The organism is Pseudomonas fluorescens, assembly GCF_902497775.2.
Lineage (GTDB): Bacteria > Pseudomonadota > Gammaproteobacteria > Pseudomonadales > Pseudomonadaceae > Aquipseudomonas > Aquipseudomonas putida_F.
The window spans coordinates 2,810,086-2,827,295 of sequence record NZ_OZ024668.1 but is presented as its reverse complement, the minus strand read 5'-3'; the positions used below and the strand labels follow the sequence as shown (position 1 = coordinate 2,827,295).

Genomic DNA, 17,210 nt, shown 5'->3' with positions numbered 1-17,210 from the left:
GGGCTTGACCCGCGATGCTCTTCAGCGCTTAACGGCAACCGGCCGGGAATGCTCGGCCCGCTTGCTGAGCAGATCGAACACCGCCGGGTACGCCGGCCGCTCGATGTAACGCCCGGCACCGCGCTCGGCGCGCAGGTCGCCGTTGGCCCAGACCAGCTTGCCCTGGCTGATGGTGTGGCTGGGGATGCCGCGCACGGTCTTGCCTTCGAAGATGTTGAAGTCAACCTTTTGATGGTGCGTGGCGGCCGAGAGGGTCCGCGTGCCTTGCGGGTCCCAGAGCACCAGGTCGGCATCGGCACCCACGCGCAGGGCGCCCTTGCGCGGGAACAGGTTGAAGATCTTCGCGGTGTTGGTTGAGGTCAGGGCGACGAAGTCCTGCATCGACAACTTGCCGCTGTTGACCCCTTCGTCCCAGAGCACCGCCATGCGGTCCTCGATGCCGGCAGTGCCGTTGGGGATACGGCTGAAGTCGTCGCGCCCGGCGGCTTTCTGCTCTGCGCAGAAGCAGCAATGGTCGGTGGCGGTGGTGTGCAGGTTGCCCGATTGCAGGCCATGCCACAGTGCCTCCTGGTGGCCTTCCTGGCGCGGGCGGAACGGCGGGCTCATGACGTAGCCGGCAGCGGTTTGCCAATCGGGGTGACGGTAGACGCTGTCGTCCAGCAGCAGGTGGCCGGCCAGCACTTCACCGTACACCTGCAGCCCCTTGTTGCGCGCGTAGGTGATTTCATCCAAGGCTTCGCGGGTCGAGACATGCACCAGGTACAGTGGCGTGCCCAGGGTTTCGGCGATGCGAATGGCGCGGCTGGCGGCTTCACCTTCGACCTGCGAGGGCCTTGATAGCGGGTGCGCTTCCGGGCCGGTGATGCCCTGGGCCAGCAGCTTGCGCTGCAGGTGATAGACCAGCTCGCCGTTCTCGGCATGCACGGTGGGCACCGCGCCCAGTTCCAGGCAGCGCTCGAAGCTGGCGACCAGGGTGTCGTCGGCGGCCATGATCGCGTTCTTGTAGGCCATGAAGTGCTTGAAGCTGTTGATCCCGTGTTGGCTGACCAACTCGGCCATCTCTTCACGCACCTGCTCGCTCCACCAGGTGATGGCGACGTGAAAACCGTAGTCGCTGGCCGACTTCTCGGCCCAGCCACGCCACTGGTGAAAGGCTTCGAGCAGCGACTGCTGCGGGTTGGGGATGACGAAGTCGATGATCGAGGTGGTACCACCGGCCAGGCCCGCGGCGGTGCCGCTGTAGAAGTCTTCGCTGGCCACGGTGCCCATAAAGGGCAGTTGCATGTGGGTGTGCGGGTCGATGCCGCCGGGCATCAGGTACTGGCCGCTACCGTCGATCACTTCACAGCCGGCCGGCACCTCAAGGTCACTGCCGATGGCCTTGATCACGCCGTCGGCACACAAGACATCGGCACGGTAGCTTTCTTCATGGGTAATCAGGGTGGCGCCACGAATCATAAGCGTCATCAGATGCTCCTCGCAGGCTTGACCGGTTGTTACCGGTTCTAGGTTTTGTACTTTTTCAGCGTAGGCGAAAACCTGTCATCGCTGACAGGAATTGAATCTAGTTGGCGATTTTGGATAGGGCAAATATTTAATTTATAAGCTTATATTCAATATAAGTAGATGATTTATAAGGTTTATATGTTTTTTGGCGTGACAAGAGAAAACGACCAGTGGTCCTGTCGTTCTTGACAGGTTGTGGAAATGGTCAAGATTTCTCATGGGCAGCCGTGATTGCCCACATGCCAGTGCAATGCAACCAACTCCCAAAAACACAACAACAGTGGAGCGGCCATGCAGCAGACCAGATCGCAGGTGAGCGAACGCGACGGCTTGTATGAACTCGACGCCGGCAGCGACGTCCTCGACAGCCCCCGCTACAACCACGATATCGCCCCGACCAAGGTGCACGAGCGCACCTGGAACAAATGGCACATCACCGCGCTGTGGGTCGGCATGTCGATCTGCGTGCCGACCTACACCCTCGGCGGCGTGCTCACCGCCTATTTCGGCCTGACCGTGGGCGAGGCGTTGTTGGCGATCCTGCTGGCCAATACCGTGGTATTGATCCCGCTGACCTTGAATGCCTTTCCCGGCACCAAGTACGGCATTCCCTTTCCGGTGCTGCTGCGTTCGTCCTTCGGCATCCTCGGCTCCAACGTGCCGTGCCTGATCCGCGCCCTGGTGGCCTGCGGCTGGTTTGGCATCCAGACGATGTTCGGCGGCCTGGCCATTCATCTGTTTCTCGGATCGTTGTCAGCCGACTGGAAGGCGCTCGGCGGCACTGGCGAGGTGATCGGCTTCATGCTGTTCTGGTGCCTGAACCTGTGGGTGGTGCTGCGCGGCGCCGAGTCGATCAAGTGGCTGGAAACCCTGTCGGCGCCGTTGCTGGTGCTGGTGGGCGCCGGGCTGCTGGTGTGGGCCTTGCCCAACGTCTCGATCAGCGAGCTGATGGCCCAGCCGCCCAAGCGCTCGGAAGGCGCCAGCGTGTACGGCTACTTTTTTGCCGGGCTGACCGCCATGGTCGGTTTCTGGGCCACTTTGTCGCTGAACATCCCTGACTTCAGCCGCTACGCGAAAAGCCAGAAGGACCAGATCCTCGGGCAGATCTTCGGCCTGCCGCTGACCATGTTCCTGTTTGCCGCCCTCGGCGTGGTACTGACCGCCGCCTCCGCCTCGCTGGTGGGCGAAACCGTGTCCGACCCGGTCAGTCTCATTGGCCATATCCAGAGCCCGATGTGGGTGGCGCTGGCCATGGCCCTGATCATCATCGCCACGCTGTCGACCAACACTGCAGCGAACATCGTCTCGCCGACCAACGACTTCCAGAACCTCGCGCCGAAATGGATCGGCCGCACCACGGCGGTACTGCTGACCGGCCTGGTCGGCTTGCTGCTGATGGGCCATGAGCTTCTGAAAAAGCTCGGCTGGATCGTCAGCGACGTGAGCCTGGAGAGCGTCTATTCCAACTGGCTGCTGGGCTATTCCAGCCTGCTCGGGCCGATTGCCGGGATCATGGTGGTGGACTACTTCATCACCCGCAAACAGACCCTGGACCTCGCCGGCCTGTACCGCGACGACGTCTATCCGGCCTGGAACGCCGCTGGCTTCATCGCTTTCGGCGTACCGGTGGCGCTGACCCTGCTGTCGTTGCACAGCACCGCCTTCAGCTGGTTCTACGACTTTGGCTGGTTCACCGGCTCCGCGCTGGGCGGGTTGATCTACTTCGCCCTTGGCAGCCTCAGGGCGGCCCGTACCGCCAACCTCAAACCCACCGTGTAACCCTTAAGGCCCGCAGAGGCCAGACACGTGATGCAGGAGAACACCATGCAAACAGCTCAGGACGTTCTGCAATCGACCCAACGGCATATCAACGGCGAGCGCTTGTGGCAGTCGCTGATGGAGCTGGCCCAACTGGGCGCCACGGTCAAGGGCGGCGTCTGCCGCCTGGCCCTGACCGATCTCGATCGTCAGGCCCGCGACCTGTTCGTCAAATGGACCCAGGAAGCCGGTTGCACGGTGAGCATCGATGGCGTCGGCAACATCTTCGCCCGCCGCCCGGGGCGCAACCCGCAACTGCCGCCGGTGATGACCGGCAGCCATATCGACACCCAGCCCACCGGCGGCAAGTTCGACGGCTGCTTTGGCGTGCTGGCCGGGCTGGAAGTGCTGCGCACCCTCAATGACCTCAAGGTCGAGACCGAGGCGCCGCTGGAAGTGGTGGTGTGGACCAACGAAGAGGGCTCGCGTTTTGCCCCGTGCATGATGGGCTCGGGGGTGTTTGCCGAGAAATTCACCCTGGCCGAAACCCTGGCCAAGACCGACGCCGAAGGCATCACCGTCGGCGCGGCGCTCAATGCCATTGGCTATGCCGGGCCGCGGGCGGTCAGCGGCCATCCGGTGGGCGCGTATTTCGAGGCGCATATCGAACAGGGGCCGATCCTTGAAGACCAGCACAAGACCATCGGCGTGGTACTCGGCGCGCTTGGGCAGAAGTGGTTCGACCTGACCCTGCGCGGCGTCGAGGCGCATGCCGGGCCCACGCCGATGCACCTGCGCAAGGATGCCCTGGTCGGCGCCAGCGCGGTGGTGGCAGCAGTCAACCGCGTGGCCCTGGAGCACCAGCCCCATGCGTGTGGCACGGTCGGTTGCCTGCAGGCCTATCCGGGGTCGCGCAACGTCATACCTGGCGAGGTGCGCATGACCCTGGATTTCCGTCACCTGGAGCCGGCGCGGCTGGATTCGATGATTGCCCAGGTCAAGGAGGTGATCAGCAGCACCTGTAAGCAGCATGGGTTGACCCAAAGCCTGACGCCGACCGCCGACTTTCCCCCGCTGTACTTCGACGAGGGCTGCGTGGAGGCGGTGCGCAGCGCGGCCAAGGGCCTGGGGCTGTCGCACATGGATATCGTCAGTGGCGCCGGGCATGACGCGATCTTCGTCGCTGAACTGGGGCCGGCGGGGATGATCTTCGTGCCCTGCGAAGGCGGGATCAGTCATAACGAAATCGAGAATGCCGCGCCTGAAGACCTGGCCGATGGCTGCGCGGTGCTGTTGCGCTCGATGTTGGCGGCGGCGCAGGCGGTGGCGCGGGGCAGGGAGGCGGCTTAGGGCCTATCGCAGGTCAAGCCCGCTCCCACAGGAGATGGACTGCCCCCAAGAAGTTGGACACCAATCCAACCTTTGGGGCAGCCCAGGATGTGGGAGCGGGCTTGACTCGCGATGGGACTAAAGGCTGTCCTGGACCATCTGCAAAAACGTCGCCACCAGCCGCCGTGAGCTCTGCTCGCGCAAGCACACCAGGGTTTCGGTCAAACGCCGCTGGCAATCGACAATCGGCAAGGCACACACCCGCGCATCGGCGCCGAACTCGGCGGCCGACACCACCCCCACACCAATCCCCACCACCACCGCCTCGCGCGCCGCTTCCCGGCCTTCGACCTGGATTGCCGCGCGGATGCGCAGGCCGGCGCGGGCCATTTCTTCTTCCAGCGTCTGGCGGGTTACGGAGCCCGGTTCACGCAGCACGATCGGCGTGTCGTCCAGGTCAGCCAGGCTGATTGAGCCGCGGCTGGCCCACGGGTGGTGGTGCGACACAAAGGCAACCATCGGGTCGCTGCGCATCGGCACGCACAGTAGCCGCTCGTCATCCACATCTCGGCCGAGCAGGGCGAGGTCGGCCTGATAGTTGAACAGCCGCAGCAGCGACTCGTCGGTGTTGCCGGTTTCGATCTTGACGCTGATCCCCGGGTATTGCTGGCAGAAGCGGGCGATCTGCGGCAGCACGTGCACCGGCGCATCCACCGCCAGCACCAGCGTGCCGGTCTGCAGGGCACGCGAATCCTGCAGCAGTTCATGGGCTTCAGCTTCGCAGACGAACAGGCGCTGAGTGATCGCCAGCAGGCGCTCGCCCAGGTCGGTCAGTTGCACCGAACGTTTATTACGGTGAAACAGCAATACGCCGAAGCGTTCTTCGAGTTTGCGCACCTGGTCGGAGATCGCCGGCTGGGTCAGAAACAACCGCTCGGCGGCGCGGGTGAAGTTGCCGTGTACGGCAACCGCGTGGAAAGCCTTCAACTGAGCATGGGACACCGACATCGCAGCACCTGTTACAAGCTGAGCTTATTTGTGAAATACGATAAATCGATTTTATTTATCAGTCAGTAATTGTTTCCATCTGAGCAGGTGACGGGTTCGACCGGCCGTCACGCAGTGCGCAACACAACAACAAAACAGGCGTTTTTTCCAAATTCTGCCGGCACACTCAGCTTCCGAGGTCAGATCCACCATGAACAACTACGTCGCAGATATCAAACGTTGGCGCGTGCAGATTTTTGCCATCACCTGGCTGGCCTACGCCGCGTTCTACTTCACCCGCAAAGCCTTTTCGGTGGCCAAGCTTGGCATCGCCGAAGACCCAAGCTTTACCCTCGACAAAATGGCCATGGCCAACCTCGACGCCATCTACCTGACCGCCTACGCAGTCGGGCAGTTTACCTGGGGCATGCTCGCCGACCGCTTTGGCCCGCGGGTGGTGGTGCTCGGTGGCCTGGTGATCTCTGCCGCCGCAGCGGTGGTGATGGGCAGCTACGCGACCTTCCCGATCTTCGCCACCTGCATGCTGGTCCAGGGCCTGGCGCAGTCGACCGGCTGGGCCGGGCTGTGCAAGAACATCGGCAGCTTCTTCCCCTCGTCACAGCGTGGGCGGGTGCTGGGGTTGTGGAGTTCATGCTATGCCTTCGGCGGCCTGGTGGCGTCGCCGTTCGCCGGCTGGTGGGCCTATACCCTGATCGGCAGCTGGCACGCGGCGTTCATCTCCAGCGCGGCGGTGGTGGCAGTGGTGGCGCTGCTGTTCTTCATCTTCCAGCGCAACAAGCCCGAAGACGTCGGCTTGCCGGCCGTGGAGCCGGAGCCTGAAAGCATGGTCCCGGGTTCGAGCCTTTGCAGTATCTGGGCACCGCTGCGCGAGATTCTGCGCAACCGCACGGTGCTGACCCTGGGCCTGGCGTATTTTCTGCTCAAGCCGGCGCGCTACGCGATTCTGCTCTGGGGCCCGGTGATCGTCTTCGAACAGATGCCCTCGGTGGGCAAGGTCGGTGCGGCGATCATCCCTACCGCCTTCGAGCTGGCGGGTTTGCTGGGCCCGATCATGATTGGCCTGGCGTCAGACAAACTCTTCGGCGCCCGGCGCATGCCGGCCTGCGTGATCAGCCTGGTGGTGCTGACCGTGACCCTCGGGCTGTTCATGGCCGCGCTCAATACCGGCAGCGTAATCCTGGTGGTGGCTTTGCTGTTCGTCATGGGCCTGACCCTGTACGGGCCGGATTCGATGATCAGCGGCGCTGCGGCCATCGACTTCGGCACCGCCAAGGCCGGCGCCACTGCGGCAGGCTTCGTCAACGGCTGCGGGTCGGTCGGGGCGATTCTCGGTGGCCTGCTGCCGGGCTACTTCGACAGCGTCACGGTGTTCATCGTCTTTGCCGGCTGCGCGCTGTTCTCCGCCCTGGTGCTGCTGCCGCACTGGAACAGCCGCCCGGCCAGCGCCGAGCACACTCCGGCGGTCGCCCCCAACACGGCCATGGCTATCAAACCGCTGCGTACTTGAACTTAAAAGGAAGCCCACATGAGACCGTTCTGGCTACAACAGGCGCTGGACCAGGAAGTTGCACCCGCGTGCCCGCCGCTGGCGGGCGATATCGACTGCCAGGTGTGCATTGTCGGTGGTGGTTACACCGGCCTGTGGACGGCGCTCATGCTCAAAGCGCACGCCCCGGCGTTGGATGTCGTGCTGATCGAAGCCGATATCTGCGGCGCCGGTGCCAGCGGGCGCAACGGCGGTTGCGCGCTGTCCTGGTCGGCCAAGTATTTCACCCTTGAGCGGCTGTTTGGGGTGGAGGAGGCAGTGCGCCTGGTCAAGGCTTCGGAGCAGAGCATCTACGCCATCGGCGAGTTCTGCCAGGCCCATGGCATCAACGCCGACTATCGCCTGGACGGCACCCTGTACACGGCCACCAATCGCGCCCAGGTCGGCGCAACCGATGGCGTGATCGCAGCGCTTGAGCGCCAGGGTATCAACTCGTTCCGGCGCCTGGCGGTGGAGCAGGTGCAGCGTCTGGCAGGCTCGGCCAAGCACCTGGAGGGCTGGTTCTCACCGGCCGCGGCTACGGTGCAGCCGGGCAAGTTGGTGCGCGGCCTGCGCCGGATTGCCTTGCAAAAGGGTGTGCGCATTCATGAAGGCACGGCCATGACCGGCTTGCAGGAAGGGCCGCAGGCGCTGGTCGAGACGGTCACTGGCACTGTCCGCGCCGGCCGCGTGGTGCTGGCCCTCAATGCCTGGATGGCGCGGGCCTTCCCGCAGTTCGAACGCAGCGTGGCGATTGTCTCCAGCGACATGATCATCACCGAGCCGCAACCGCAGTTGCTCGAACAGATCGGCTTGAGCAGCGGCATCAGCGTGCTCGATTCGCGGATCTTCGTGCATTACTACCACAACACCAGCGATGGTCGGCTGATGCTCGGCAAGGGCGGCAACACTTTCGCCTATGGCGGGCGCATGCTGCCGGTGTTCGACCAGCCGTCGCCCTACGAGCCGTTGCTGCGCCGCAGCCTCGGCGAGTTCTTCCCGGCGCTGACCCAGGTGCCGATCGCCGCGACCTGGAACGGGCCGTCGGACCGTTCGGTGACCGGTTTGCCGTTCTTCGGCAGGCTCAACGGCCAGGGCAATGTGTTTTATGGCTTTGGTTATTCCGGCAGCGGCGTTGGCCCCTGCCACATGGGCGGGCAGATACTCTCATCACTGGCCCTGGGCCTGGACAACCAATGGACCCGTTCGCCGCTGGTCAACGGCCCGCTGGGCTATTTCCCGCCGGAGCCGATCCGCTACCTGGGCTCGCTGATGGTGCGCAATGCCATCCGTCGCAAGGAACAGGCCGAAGACAACGGTCGCCGCCCGCGCCACTTCGATGTGCGCCTGGCGCGATTTGCCGCTGCCGCGGGCAAGGCCGACAAGGGCTGACCGGTTTTTTTGTCGATGGCCTGCGGAGCGTATAAACTGCTTGCCACTTTGGCCGGTCGCTACCTGAACCGGCACCTGAAACAAGAGAGTCGAGATGGGCGCACAGTGGAAAGCCAAGCATAGAGAAGTAGCAGCCAACGCCAAAGGCAAGATCATGGGCAAGCTGTCCAAAGAGATCCAGATCGCGGCCAAGTCCGGCGCCGACCCGGACATGAACCCGCGCCTGCGCCTGGCCATCGAGCAAGCCAAAAAGGCTTCGATGACCCGCGAGACCCTTGAGCGTGCTATCCGCAAGGGTGCCGGCCTGGACGGCGACGCGGTGCAGTACACCGCCGTGACCTATGAAGGTTTTGCCCCGCACCAGGTGCCGCTGATCGTCGAGTGCCTGACCGACAACGTCAACCGCACCGTGGCGCAGATCCGCGTACTGTTCCGCAAGGGTCAACTGGGCGCTTCCGGCTCGGTGGCCTGGGATTTCAACCACGTCGGCCTGATCGAAGCCACGCCGAACAGCCCTGACGCTGATCCGGAAATGGCCGCCATCGAAGCCGGCGCCCAGGACTTTGCCGAAGGCGAAGAAGAGGGCGCGACCCTGTTCATCACCGACACCACCGACCTCGACGCCGTGCAGAAAGCCTTGCCGGGTCAAGACTTCACCGTGGTCTCGGCGAAAATCGGCTACACCCCGAAGAACCCGGTCAGCACCCTGAGCGATGAGCAGATGGAAGAGGTTGAAGCCTTCCTGCAGGCGATCGACGATAACGATGACGTGCAGAACGTTTATGTAGGTCTGGCGGGTTAAGCCTTCAGGGCCTCATCGCGGGGCAAGTCGAGGCGTCGCACCGCCGCTCCCACAGTGTGTAGGAGCGGCGGTGCGACGCCTCGACTTGCCCCGCGATTCAGACACCGCGAAGCTGCTGACAGACCTCGTTGAAGCTTGGCCGACGCATTACCTCAGCCTGCACACAACCCCGCTGCACCGCCCTCAATCCCTCGCAATCCCCCTCGCAACACGCCAGCAATTCCCCTAGCAAAACCCCAAACGCCAATACCTCGATCCGCTGCAACGCTTCAGCCGCCACACTGCCATCCAGGGGGTGAAACGACGCCGCGCCAAAATCCCCCAGCAAGCAGTCGCCAGCCTCATCACACAGCACATTGTGCGCATACAGGTCGCCATGGGTAATGCCGTGCCCGTGCAGGTGCGCGCCCACTGCAGCAATGGCGCTGGCCAGGTGCTGCACGCTGGCCAGGCTCAGGCGTCGCTCGGGCGGATAACAATCGCGGGTGCACGAGTCCAGGCTCGGCGGCCCGGCCAGGTTGAACCAGCTCGGCTCGATCAACTGCATCACCAGTGCCGGCAAGTGCTGCGGGTGGTTGTCAATGCGCCCGGCCAGGCGGACCAGTTGCGGGTGATCGCCCGCCGCAATGCAGGCGCTCATTTCGTTGAGCGGCAAGCCGTCGCTGGTGATCTCGCCTTTGTATAGCTTGACCGCCACCGGCGCGCTCTGCTGCTGCCAGCGGGCCTGGTGAATGACCCCGGACGCGCCCTGGCCCAACACCTGTTCAAGGCTGATCTGCTGCCAGTCAATCACCTGGCAATGGCCAGGATCCTCCGGTGTGCAGTAACCCGTCGCCATTGGGTTGCCGGCGTAGGCCAGCCAGGCCAGGCGCGGCATCTGCAGCAGCCAGTCGGGCAGAGCGGGCAGTTGGTTGGCCGACAGGCGCAGCAGTTCAAGCTTGGTGCAGCGCGCGAGGCTCGCCGGTAGCGCGCGCAGGCGGTTGCCGGCGAGCATCAGCTTTTGCAGATCGGGGCAGTCGCCCAAGGCCTCGGGCAAGGTTTCGATGTGGTTGTCGGTGAGCACCAGGGCGCGCAGCCGGGGTGGCAGCGCGGCGCCGCTGACCTGCGCGATCTGGTTGCTCTTGAAGCCGACCATTTCCAGCATCGGGCATTGGCCGATGCCTTCGGGCAGGTGGTGAAAGCGGTTTTGCGAGCAGAACAGCACCTTGAGTTGGTGCAAGCGGCCGAGATCCCCAGGCAAGTCGCTGAGGCGGTTGCCGGTCAGGTTGAGCACTTGCAGGCTGTCGGCCAGGTCGAAAATTTCCCGTGGGAACTGTTCCAGCCCGCAGGCCAGGTCGAGGCGGGTAATGCCCGCCAGACGGCCGGCTTTGAGGTCTTCAAGGGTATGCATGGGGGCTACGGCAGGCTCGTCAATAATCGCCGCCCATCATACCGGCAAGATGCGACTTAAGTCCCATGGCACACTGACAACTGCGGTCCATACTCGAAGCTCGCCCTTTATTAATAACAACAAGTTCAGGGTTTTACATTCGATGACATACCAGCACAGCTACGCCCGCTCCATCGCCGATCCTGCCGCCTTCTGGGCCGAACAGGCCGACCACCTGGCCTGGTACCGCAAGCCCCTGCAAACCCTTGTTGAAAATGCCGATGGCACCCACCAGTGGTTCGCCGACGGCCGCCTCAATAGCTGCTACCTGGCCCTTGATCATCAGATCGAGCAAGGCCGTGGCGAGCAGACTGCGCTGATCTACGACTCGCCGGTAACCGGCAGCCAGCAGCAGTTCAGCTACAACCAACTGCGCGATGAAGTGGCGCGCCTGGCCGGGCTGTTGCGCGACCTTGGGGTCGAGAAGGGCGACGGGGTGATCATCTACATGCCTATGGTGCCCCAGGCGGCCATGGCCATGCTCGCCTGTGCGCGCATCGGTGCGGTGCATTCGGTGGTGTTTGGTGGCTTTGCCGCCAACGAGCTGGCCCTGCGCATCGACGATGCCCGGCCCACGCTGCTGCTGACCGCCTCGTGCGGGCTGGAGTTCGACCGGGTCATCGAGTACAAGCCGCTGGTGGACCGCGCCTTGCAACTGGCCAGGCACCAGCCGCGCCAGGTGCTGGTGCTGCAACGCCCGCAAGCCACCGCAACCCTGGTCGCAGGCCGCGACCTGGACTGGCTCAAGGCCTTGGCCACGGCCAGCCCGGTGGCGCCGGTGGAACTGGCTGCCGCCGACCCGCTGTACATCATGTACACCTCCGGCACCACCGGCAAACCCAAGGGGATCGTCCGCGAGAACGGCGGTAACGCCGTGGCCCTGCGCTTTGCCATGCGCCACATCTATGGCATGCAGGCGGGTGACGTGTGGTGGGGGATTTCCGATGTCGGTTGGGTGGTCGGCCATTCGCTGATCGTCTACGGGCCGTTGATGAATGGCTGCACCACGGTGTTCTACGAAGGCAAGCCGATCCGCACCCCGGATGCTGGTGCCTATTGGCGGGTGGTCGAGCAGTACCGGGTCAACGGCCTGTTCTGCGCGCCCACCGCCATGCGCGCGATCCGCAAGGAAGACCCCGACGGTGCGCTGCTGCGCCGCTATGACCTGAGCTCCCTGCGCCAGCTGTTTCTGGCCGGTGAGAAACTCGATTCCAGCACCCATCAATGGCTGGAGGCAACCAGCGGCAAGACCGTGCACGACCACTGGTGGCAGACCGAAACCGGCTGGCCGGTGACCGCGCCTTGCGTGGGCATGGAGGGCAGTGCGGCGCGGCCGGGTTCGAGCAACCGGGCGGTGCCGGGCTACAACGTGCGGGTGCTGGATGATGACGGGCATCTGCTGGGCGCCAACCAGCAAGGCTCGATTGTCATCGCCTTGCCGCTGCCGCCCGGTTGCAGCCAGACCTTGTGGGGCGATCACCAGCGCTACCTGGATGCCTACCTGAAGACCTATCCCGGCTATTACCACACCGGTGACGGCGGGTATCTGGATGAAGACGGTTTTGTCTACATCATGGGCCGCACCGATGACGTCATCAACGTCTCTGGCCATCGACTGTCCACCGGCGAGATGGAAGACCTGGTGGCCCGCCATCCGGCGGTGGCCGAATGCGCGGTGATTGGCGTGCACGACGACATCAAAGGCCAGGTGCCGCTGGCGCTGGTGGTGCTCAAGGACGGCGAGGAAGTTTCTGAGGCGCAGTTGCAGAGCGAGCTGGTGGCCAGCGTGCGCGAGCAGATCGGCGCTTTGGCGTGCTTTAACCAGGTACGGGTGGTCAAGCGCCTGCCCAAGACCCGTTCGGGCAAGATCTTGCGCGCAGTGCTACGCAAGATTGCCGACCAGCAGCCGTATACCCCGCCTTCGACGCTGGATGATCCGGCGGTGTTGGTGGAGATCGAGGCGGTGTTGGAGAGCCTGGCACGGGTTGGGTAGGGCTTTCATCGCGGGTCAAGCCCGCCCACAGGACCAACCTTGAGAACACAGCCAATCCTGTGGGAGCCGGCATTTCCGGCGATCGAGCGCGAAGCGCTCGTAGTTCAGGTCTCAGCCGCCAGCCTGACGCAACTGCCCCAACCGACTACGGGTGCGGGCCAGGTCGCTGGCGCTGCCGCCCAGGCTGGCGGCCAGTGGCAGGCTGCCGATCAGCACCAGGTGCTTGTCCTGGTCATAAAGCACATCGACCAGGTTGATGAAGCGCTGCTGGGCGGCAATCGAGCAGTCTTCAAGGTTCGGCAGGCGGTCGATGATCCAGTGATCAAAACGCCGCGCCAGTTCCAGGTAGTCGATCACCGCCGTGGGTTGTTCGCAGAGTTCGACAAAATCAAACCCCACCGTGCGTTGCTCGCTCAGGCGTGCCCGCAGTTTGCGCTTGCCAACCTCCAGTAAAACCGGCGTATCTCCTGGCTCAGGCAACTGCAAGGCCTGGCGCTGTTCGCGGCTGCCCGGCCACAGGTAGTGCCCCTGGGTAAACCGCTGCTGACCAGCCGCGCTGGGCAGGCTGCGAAAGTCCTGTTCGCCGCCGACTTCCAGCACCTGCATCTGGCTGTTGATTAAACGGATAACCGGCTCGAACCGCTGGTGATACAGCGGGTTGGGCAACAAGCCTTGCGGCGCGTAGTTGGAGGTCACCAGCAAAAACATCCGCCGCTCGAACAAGGCCTGAAACAACCGGGTGATGAGCATGGCATCGCCGATGTCATGCACGTGGAATTCGTCGAAACACAGCACCTGGCAGTCTTCGAGCAGTTCATCCAGGGAGCAGGCGAGGGCGTTTTGCGCGTGGCGATGCTCGAACATGCCCTGGTGCAGGCGGGCGAAAAAGTCATGAAAGTGCAGACGGCGCTTGTCGGCCTGGGGCAAGGCCTGGAAGAAACCATCGAGCAGCCAGCTCTTGCCGCGCCCGACCGCGCCATACAGGTACAGGCTGCGCGCTTGGCCGCGTTCAAGTTGCGCTGCCTGGGTCGCCATGTGCTCGATAACGCGCAGCTGGCCGGCGCTCAAGGTGTAGCCGCGGGCCTCGGCTTTGACGAAGAAGTGCTGGCGAACGGTCGCTGCCAGGGGGCTGTCATCAGCCGCCGGCTTGCGCAAACGGCGCAAGGCGCGCAACGGCGAACGTATCCAGGAAGGGGACAGGGTAGGCAAACCGGGTTCCTCGGGGCAACGGGACTCAAGGGCCAGCTTGAGCGAGGGCGGCTAATTTAACCAATATGATTGAGGGCGGCCAGTGATCTGGAAAGGGGATAGGTGGTGGTTTTTATCGCGGGGCAAGCCCGCTCCTACAGAGGAATCTTGTACGGGGGCTATACATTTCCCTGCGAACTGGCAGGTTTTTCCTTCACTGCTACCCTCAAGCTCAGATCACTCCTGCGTTGAAGGATGACAAGGTGAAGGGACGCTCTTTGGCGACGCTATTCGGGCTGAGCATGGCCAGCACGGCAGGCGCCGCCGATTTCATGGTTGAGGTCAAAGTGGAGGTGCAGCGCGGTTGCGTGCTCATCCACCAGCCCCGCGATGCCGGCGCCCAGGCCCTTGGCGTGCTCGATTTCGGTAGCGCCGCGCGGCTGGACGACCCGACCGGCCCGCTCAGCAGCCAGTTGATCGCTCGGCGCCCACCTCGCCTTGAATGCAACCCCGACACCGCTTACCAGGTACAGGTCGATGGCGGCCAGCACGGCGGCATCGGCGAGGTGCGCTACCTGGCCAGCAACCAGCCTTCGGCACAACTCATTCCCTACCGTTTGTATCAGGACCCGGCCTGGCGCATGCCACTGCCGGTCAATGTCGCCCAGCATGCGCGGGTGCCCGACTCGGGCTCGGTGGCGCTGCCGTTATATGCGCGTATCGACCGCCTGGCCCAGGTGCCGGCGGTGGGGCGTTATTCGGATCTGCTCAAAGTCACCGTCACCTGGTAACCGGGGCGGCGCCTGTTAAAGGAACTGGCAGTATGAAACGGGTATTGCTGTTGACTGTTGGCCCACTGCTGTTGATCGGCCCCGATGCCTTTGCGGCCATGAGCGGGCATATCCAGGCGCGCCTGGTGATCAGCAGTGCCTGCCAGATCAGCGGCGGCCCCGGCACGCTGGAGACGCCTGGGGGCGGCGTGCTGGACTTCGGCAGTCAGGGCCCGAGCTGGACCAACCCGCTGCGCTCCGGCATCGAAGAAACTACCGGCGACGGCAGCCTGCAAGTGCGCTGCAACCCGGCGGTGCGGGCCTTTACCGTGAGTATCAATGGCGGTACCAACGGTGACGGCGCCACGCGACGCCTGAGCAACGGCCGTGAGCTGATTCCCTATGAGCTGTCTGCCGACCCGTCGGGCCGGGCCCGCTACAACATCGGCCAGACCCGCAATTTTTCGGTCAGTAGCGCCGCACAGATTCCAATTCCGATCTACGGTGCAGTAGTCGCCCATCCCAAGGCGCTGCCGGCCGGCATTTACCGCGACACCCTGATGGTGACCCTGGACTGGTAACACGCAAGGAGTGATTCATGCACCCAAACCTTTCACGCTTGATTTTCGCCGGCATCGGCCTGGCGCTCGCGGCCCAGGCCCAGGCGGCCACGGTAACCGGCAACATCAGCGCCACCCTGACGCTGACCGCCAGTTGCCAGGTCAACGGTGGCGGCGGCGCCAGTGGTCTGAACTTCGGTACGTTGAACTTCGGTACCCAGGAAGCGCTGTTTACCACTGCCGCCGGGCAGGTGCTGGGTGGTGGCGGTGGCGCCATGAGCATTCTTTGTTCCAGCGGCACCGTGCCCGTGGTCAAAATTGGCGCCGGGGCGCATGACAGCCAATCGGCTGGCGGCAGCCGCGCGCTCTACGATGGCGTCGCCAATTACGTGCCCTATGACTTCTACACCGATTCAGGGCACACACAGCTGCTGGTCATCGACGGCACCATTACGCTGCCGACCAGTACCGGCGTGGCGCAGACGGTCAACCTGTATGGCCTGGCCAAAGGCAAGGCGGGCCTGCCGGCCGGGGTGTACACCGACACGGTGGCAGTCGAGCTGAGTTTCTGAACCGTGACCCGCGCCTTGCCTGCGCTGCTGGCCATGGTTGCCTGCAGCCTGCCGCTGCCGTTGGCGGCGGTCACCACCAGTACCTTTCAGGTCAGTGCCACGGTGGCGGCCGGTTGCCTGGTGGTGGGCGGGGTGAGCAACTACGGCAACCTGGATTTCGGCAGCTATTCGGCGCTGTCGACCAGCAGTGTGACCACGGCCCTGGGCGGCACCACGGTGACCCTGCAATGCACGCCGGGGGTGAGCCTGAGCATGAGCGTGGATGCAGGATTGAACAGCGCCAGCGGCACGCGCAACCTCAAACGCAGCAGCGGCACTTCGCTGGTGGCCTATCAATTGTTTCGCGACGCCGGTTTCAGCCAGAGCCTGGGCATCAACCAGAGCGTGGCGGTGAGCTACAGCGACCCGACGGCGATCAAGCTGCCGGTCTACGCCCGAGCCCAGCTGACCGGCAGCCTGCCGGCCGGCAGCTATACCGATGTGGTGCAGGTGGTGCTGACTTTTTGAGCAGCGCCGCTGGATGATTTCGACAATAAGGAGTGTGTGCATGGAAGTAGGCGCTGGCAGTTCGCGCTTGAGCTACAACCTGTTGGCGTGTGCCCTGGCCTTGCTGTGCAGTGCGCCGTTGCAGGCCGCCACTTCGGTACTGATCTGGCCGATCGATCCGGTGCTGGAGGCCAATCAGAAAGCCGGTGCGCTGTGGCTGGAAAACCGCGGCGACGCGCCGGCCAACCTGCAGGTCCGGGTGTTCGCCTGGCGCCAGGGCGAGTTCGACGACCAGTACCAGGCCCAGCGCGAGATCATCGGCAGCCCGCCGGTGGCCAACATCGCCCCCGGGCAAAAGCAGTTGATTCGCCTGACCCGCACGGGCAGCTCCCCGGTCGGCCAGGAGCAGGCCTACCGGATCATCATCGATGAAATTCCCCCGGCCTTGCCGGCAGCGGCCAACGCCGACAAGGCCCAGGCGGCGATTCGTTTCCAGATGCGCTACTCGGTGCCGCTGTTTGTCTACGGCGAAGGCCTGTGGGGCAAGCCGGACGTCACGGGCCAGCGCGGTGACAGTGCGCTGGGCAAGCCGGCCTTGAGCTGGCGCCAGGTCTCGGTGCAAGGCAAACCCTATGTAGAAATCCGCAACACCGGCCCGGTGCACGCGCGCCTGACCGACGTGGTGCTGCAGCAGGGCGGGCAAAGCCGGCCGCTGGTGGAAGGTTTGCTTGGCTATGTATTGCCCGGTGCAAGCATGCGCTGGCCGGCGCCACAGCCGCTGAGTGCCGCTTCGGTGCTCAAGGGCCGGGTCAATGGCCAGGAGCCTGCGCAAACCCTGAGTCAGGGCCAATGAACGACAGCTAGCGGCAAGACAACAGGGGCCAGGGAGGAC

Annotated in this window: 15 protein-coding genes; 11 read left to right on the top strand and 4 right to left on the bottom strand. The window is 64.0% G+C overall.

The genetic code is table 11. The annotated features are described in order from the left end of the window. Positions 1 to 21 precede the first annotated feature (21 nt). Positions 22 to 1,467, bottom strand: a complete 1,446-nt coding sequence (gene hydA, locus F8N82_RS12835) for a dihydropyrimidinase (RefSeq protein WP_038995672.1) — start codon at positions 1,465 to 1,467, stop codon at positions 22 to 24. A gap of 330 nt (positions 1,468 to 1,797) precedes the next feature. Between hydA and F8N82_RS12830 the strand changes: the two genes are divergently transcribed. Both F8N82_RS12830 and F8N82_RS12825 read left to right on the top strand, forming a co-directional pair. Continuing rightward, positions 1,798 to 3,285 (top strand): NCS1 family nucleobase:cation symporter-1, encoded by a 1,488-nt coding sequence (locus F8N82_RS12830; protein WP_038995671.1) that lies wholly within the window; start codon positions 1,798 to 1,800, stop codon positions 3,283 to 3,285. A 45-nt stretch (positions 3,286 to 3,330) separates the two neighbouring features. Continuing rightward, positions 3,331 to 4,614, top strand: a complete 1,284-nt coding sequence (locus F8N82_RS12825) for a Zn-dependent hydrolase (RefSeq protein ID WP_038995669.1) — start codon at positions 3,331 to 3,333, stop codon at positions 4,612 to 4,614. A 117-nt stretch (positions 4,615 to 4,731) separates the two neighbouring features. Here the strand turns inward: F8N82_RS12825 and F8N82_RS12820 are convergent, their stop codons facing one another. After that, positions 4,732 to 5,601: a LysR family transcriptional regulator gene (locus F8N82_RS12820; protein ID WP_038995668.1), complete on the bottom strand. Its 870-nt coding sequence runs from the start codon at positions 5,599 to 5,601 to the stop codon at positions 4,732 to 4,734. Between the two features lie 190 nt (positions 5,602 to 5,791). Here F8N82_RS12820 and F8N82_RS12815 point away from each other — a divergent pair, with 190 nt between their 5' ends. From F8N82_RS12815 to F8N82_RS12805, 3 genes are all read left to right on the top strand, one after another. Beyond that, positions 5,792 to 7,108: an MFS transporter gene (locus tag F8N82_RS12815; RefSeq protein WP_038995667.1), complete on the top strand. Its 1,317-nt coding sequence runs from the start codon at positions 5,792 to 5,794 to the stop codon at positions 7,106 to 7,108. A gap of 18 nt (positions 7,109 to 7,126) precedes the next feature. Further along, entirely contained in the window at positions 7,127 to 8,518 is a 1,392-nt protein-coding gene (locus F8N82_RS12810; RefSeq protein WP_038995665.1) for an FAD-dependent oxidoreductase, read from the top strand. Between the two features lie 94 nt (positions 8,519 to 8,612). Then, complete coding sequence (locus tag F8N82_RS12805) at positions 8,613 to 9,320, top strand: YebC/PmpR family DNA-binding transcriptional regulator (protein ID WP_038995664.1); 708 nt, start codon at positions 8,613 to 8,615, stop codon at positions 9,318 to 9,320. 97 nt (positions 9,321 to 9,417) lie between these two features. On the opposite strand, the gene F8N82_RS12800 is transcribed toward F8N82_RS12805, so the two are convergent. After that, positions 9,418 to 10,710 (bottom strand): leucine-rich repeat-containing protein kinase family protein, encoded by a 1,293-nt coding sequence (locus F8N82_RS12800; protein ID WP_038995663.1) that lies wholly within the window; start codon positions 10,708 to 10,710, stop codon positions 9,418 to 9,420. 142 nt (positions 10,711 to 10,852) lie between these two features. On the opposite strand from F8N82_RS12800, the gene F8N82_RS12795 reads away from it, so the two are divergent. Further along, positions 10,853 to 12,742 carry a propionyl-CoA synthetase gene (locus tag F8N82_RS12795; RefSeq protein WP_150777004.1) on the top strand — a complete coding sequence of 630 codons (1,890 nt, stop codon included), beginning with the start codon at positions 10,853 to 10,855 and terminating at the stop codon, positions 12,740 to 12,742. A 111-nt stretch (positions 12,743 to 12,853) separates the two neighbouring features. On the opposite strand, the gene zapE is transcribed toward F8N82_RS12795, so the two are convergent. Then, positions 12,854 to 13,951, bottom strand: a complete 1,098-nt coding sequence (gene zapE, locus F8N82_RS12790) for a cell division protein ZapE (RefSeq protein WP_224793844.1) — start codon at positions 13,949 to 13,951, stop codon at positions 12,854 to 12,856. Between the two features lie 242 nt (positions 13,952 to 14,193). Between zapE and F8N82_RS12785 the strand changes: the two genes are divergently transcribed. Genes F8N82_RS12785 through F8N82_RS12765 form a run of 5 tightly spaced genes read left to right on the top strand, consistent with a single transcriptional unit; the run spans position 14,194 to position 17,171 of the window. After that, positions 14,194 to 14,721 (top strand): Csu type fimbrial protein, encoded by a 528-nt coding sequence (locus F8N82_RS12785; protein WP_038995661.1) that lies wholly within the window; start codon positions 14,194 to 14,196, stop codon positions 14,719 to 14,721. A gap of 32 nt (positions 14,722 to 14,753) precedes the next feature. Then, positions 14,754 to 15,281 (top strand): Csu type fimbrial protein, encoded by a 528-nt coding sequence (locus F8N82_RS12780; RefSeq protein WP_095163011.1) that lies wholly within the window; start codon positions 14,754 to 14,756, stop codon positions 15,279 to 15,281. A 17-nt stretch (positions 15,282 to 15,298) separates the two neighbouring features. Further along, complete coding sequence (locus F8N82_RS12775) at positions 15,299 to 15,832, top strand: Csu type fimbrial protein (protein WP_038995659.1); 534 nt, start codon at positions 15,299 to 15,301, stop codon at positions 15,830 to 15,832. A gap of 33 nt (positions 15,833 to 15,865) precedes the next feature. Continuing rightward, positions 15,866 to 16,339, top strand: a complete 474-nt coding sequence (locus F8N82_RS12770) for a Csu type fimbrial protein (protein WP_038999419.1) — start codon at positions 15,866 to 15,868, stop codon at positions 16,337 to 16,339. A 40-nt stretch (positions 16,340 to 16,379) separates the two neighbouring features. Beyond that, positions 16,380 to 17,171, top strand: coding sequence for a fimbrial biogenesis chaperone (locus F8N82_RS12765; protein WP_038995657.1), 792 nt, complete (start codon positions 16,380 to 16,382; stop codon positions 17,169 to 17,171). Positions 17,172 to 17,210 lie beyond the last annotated feature (39 nt).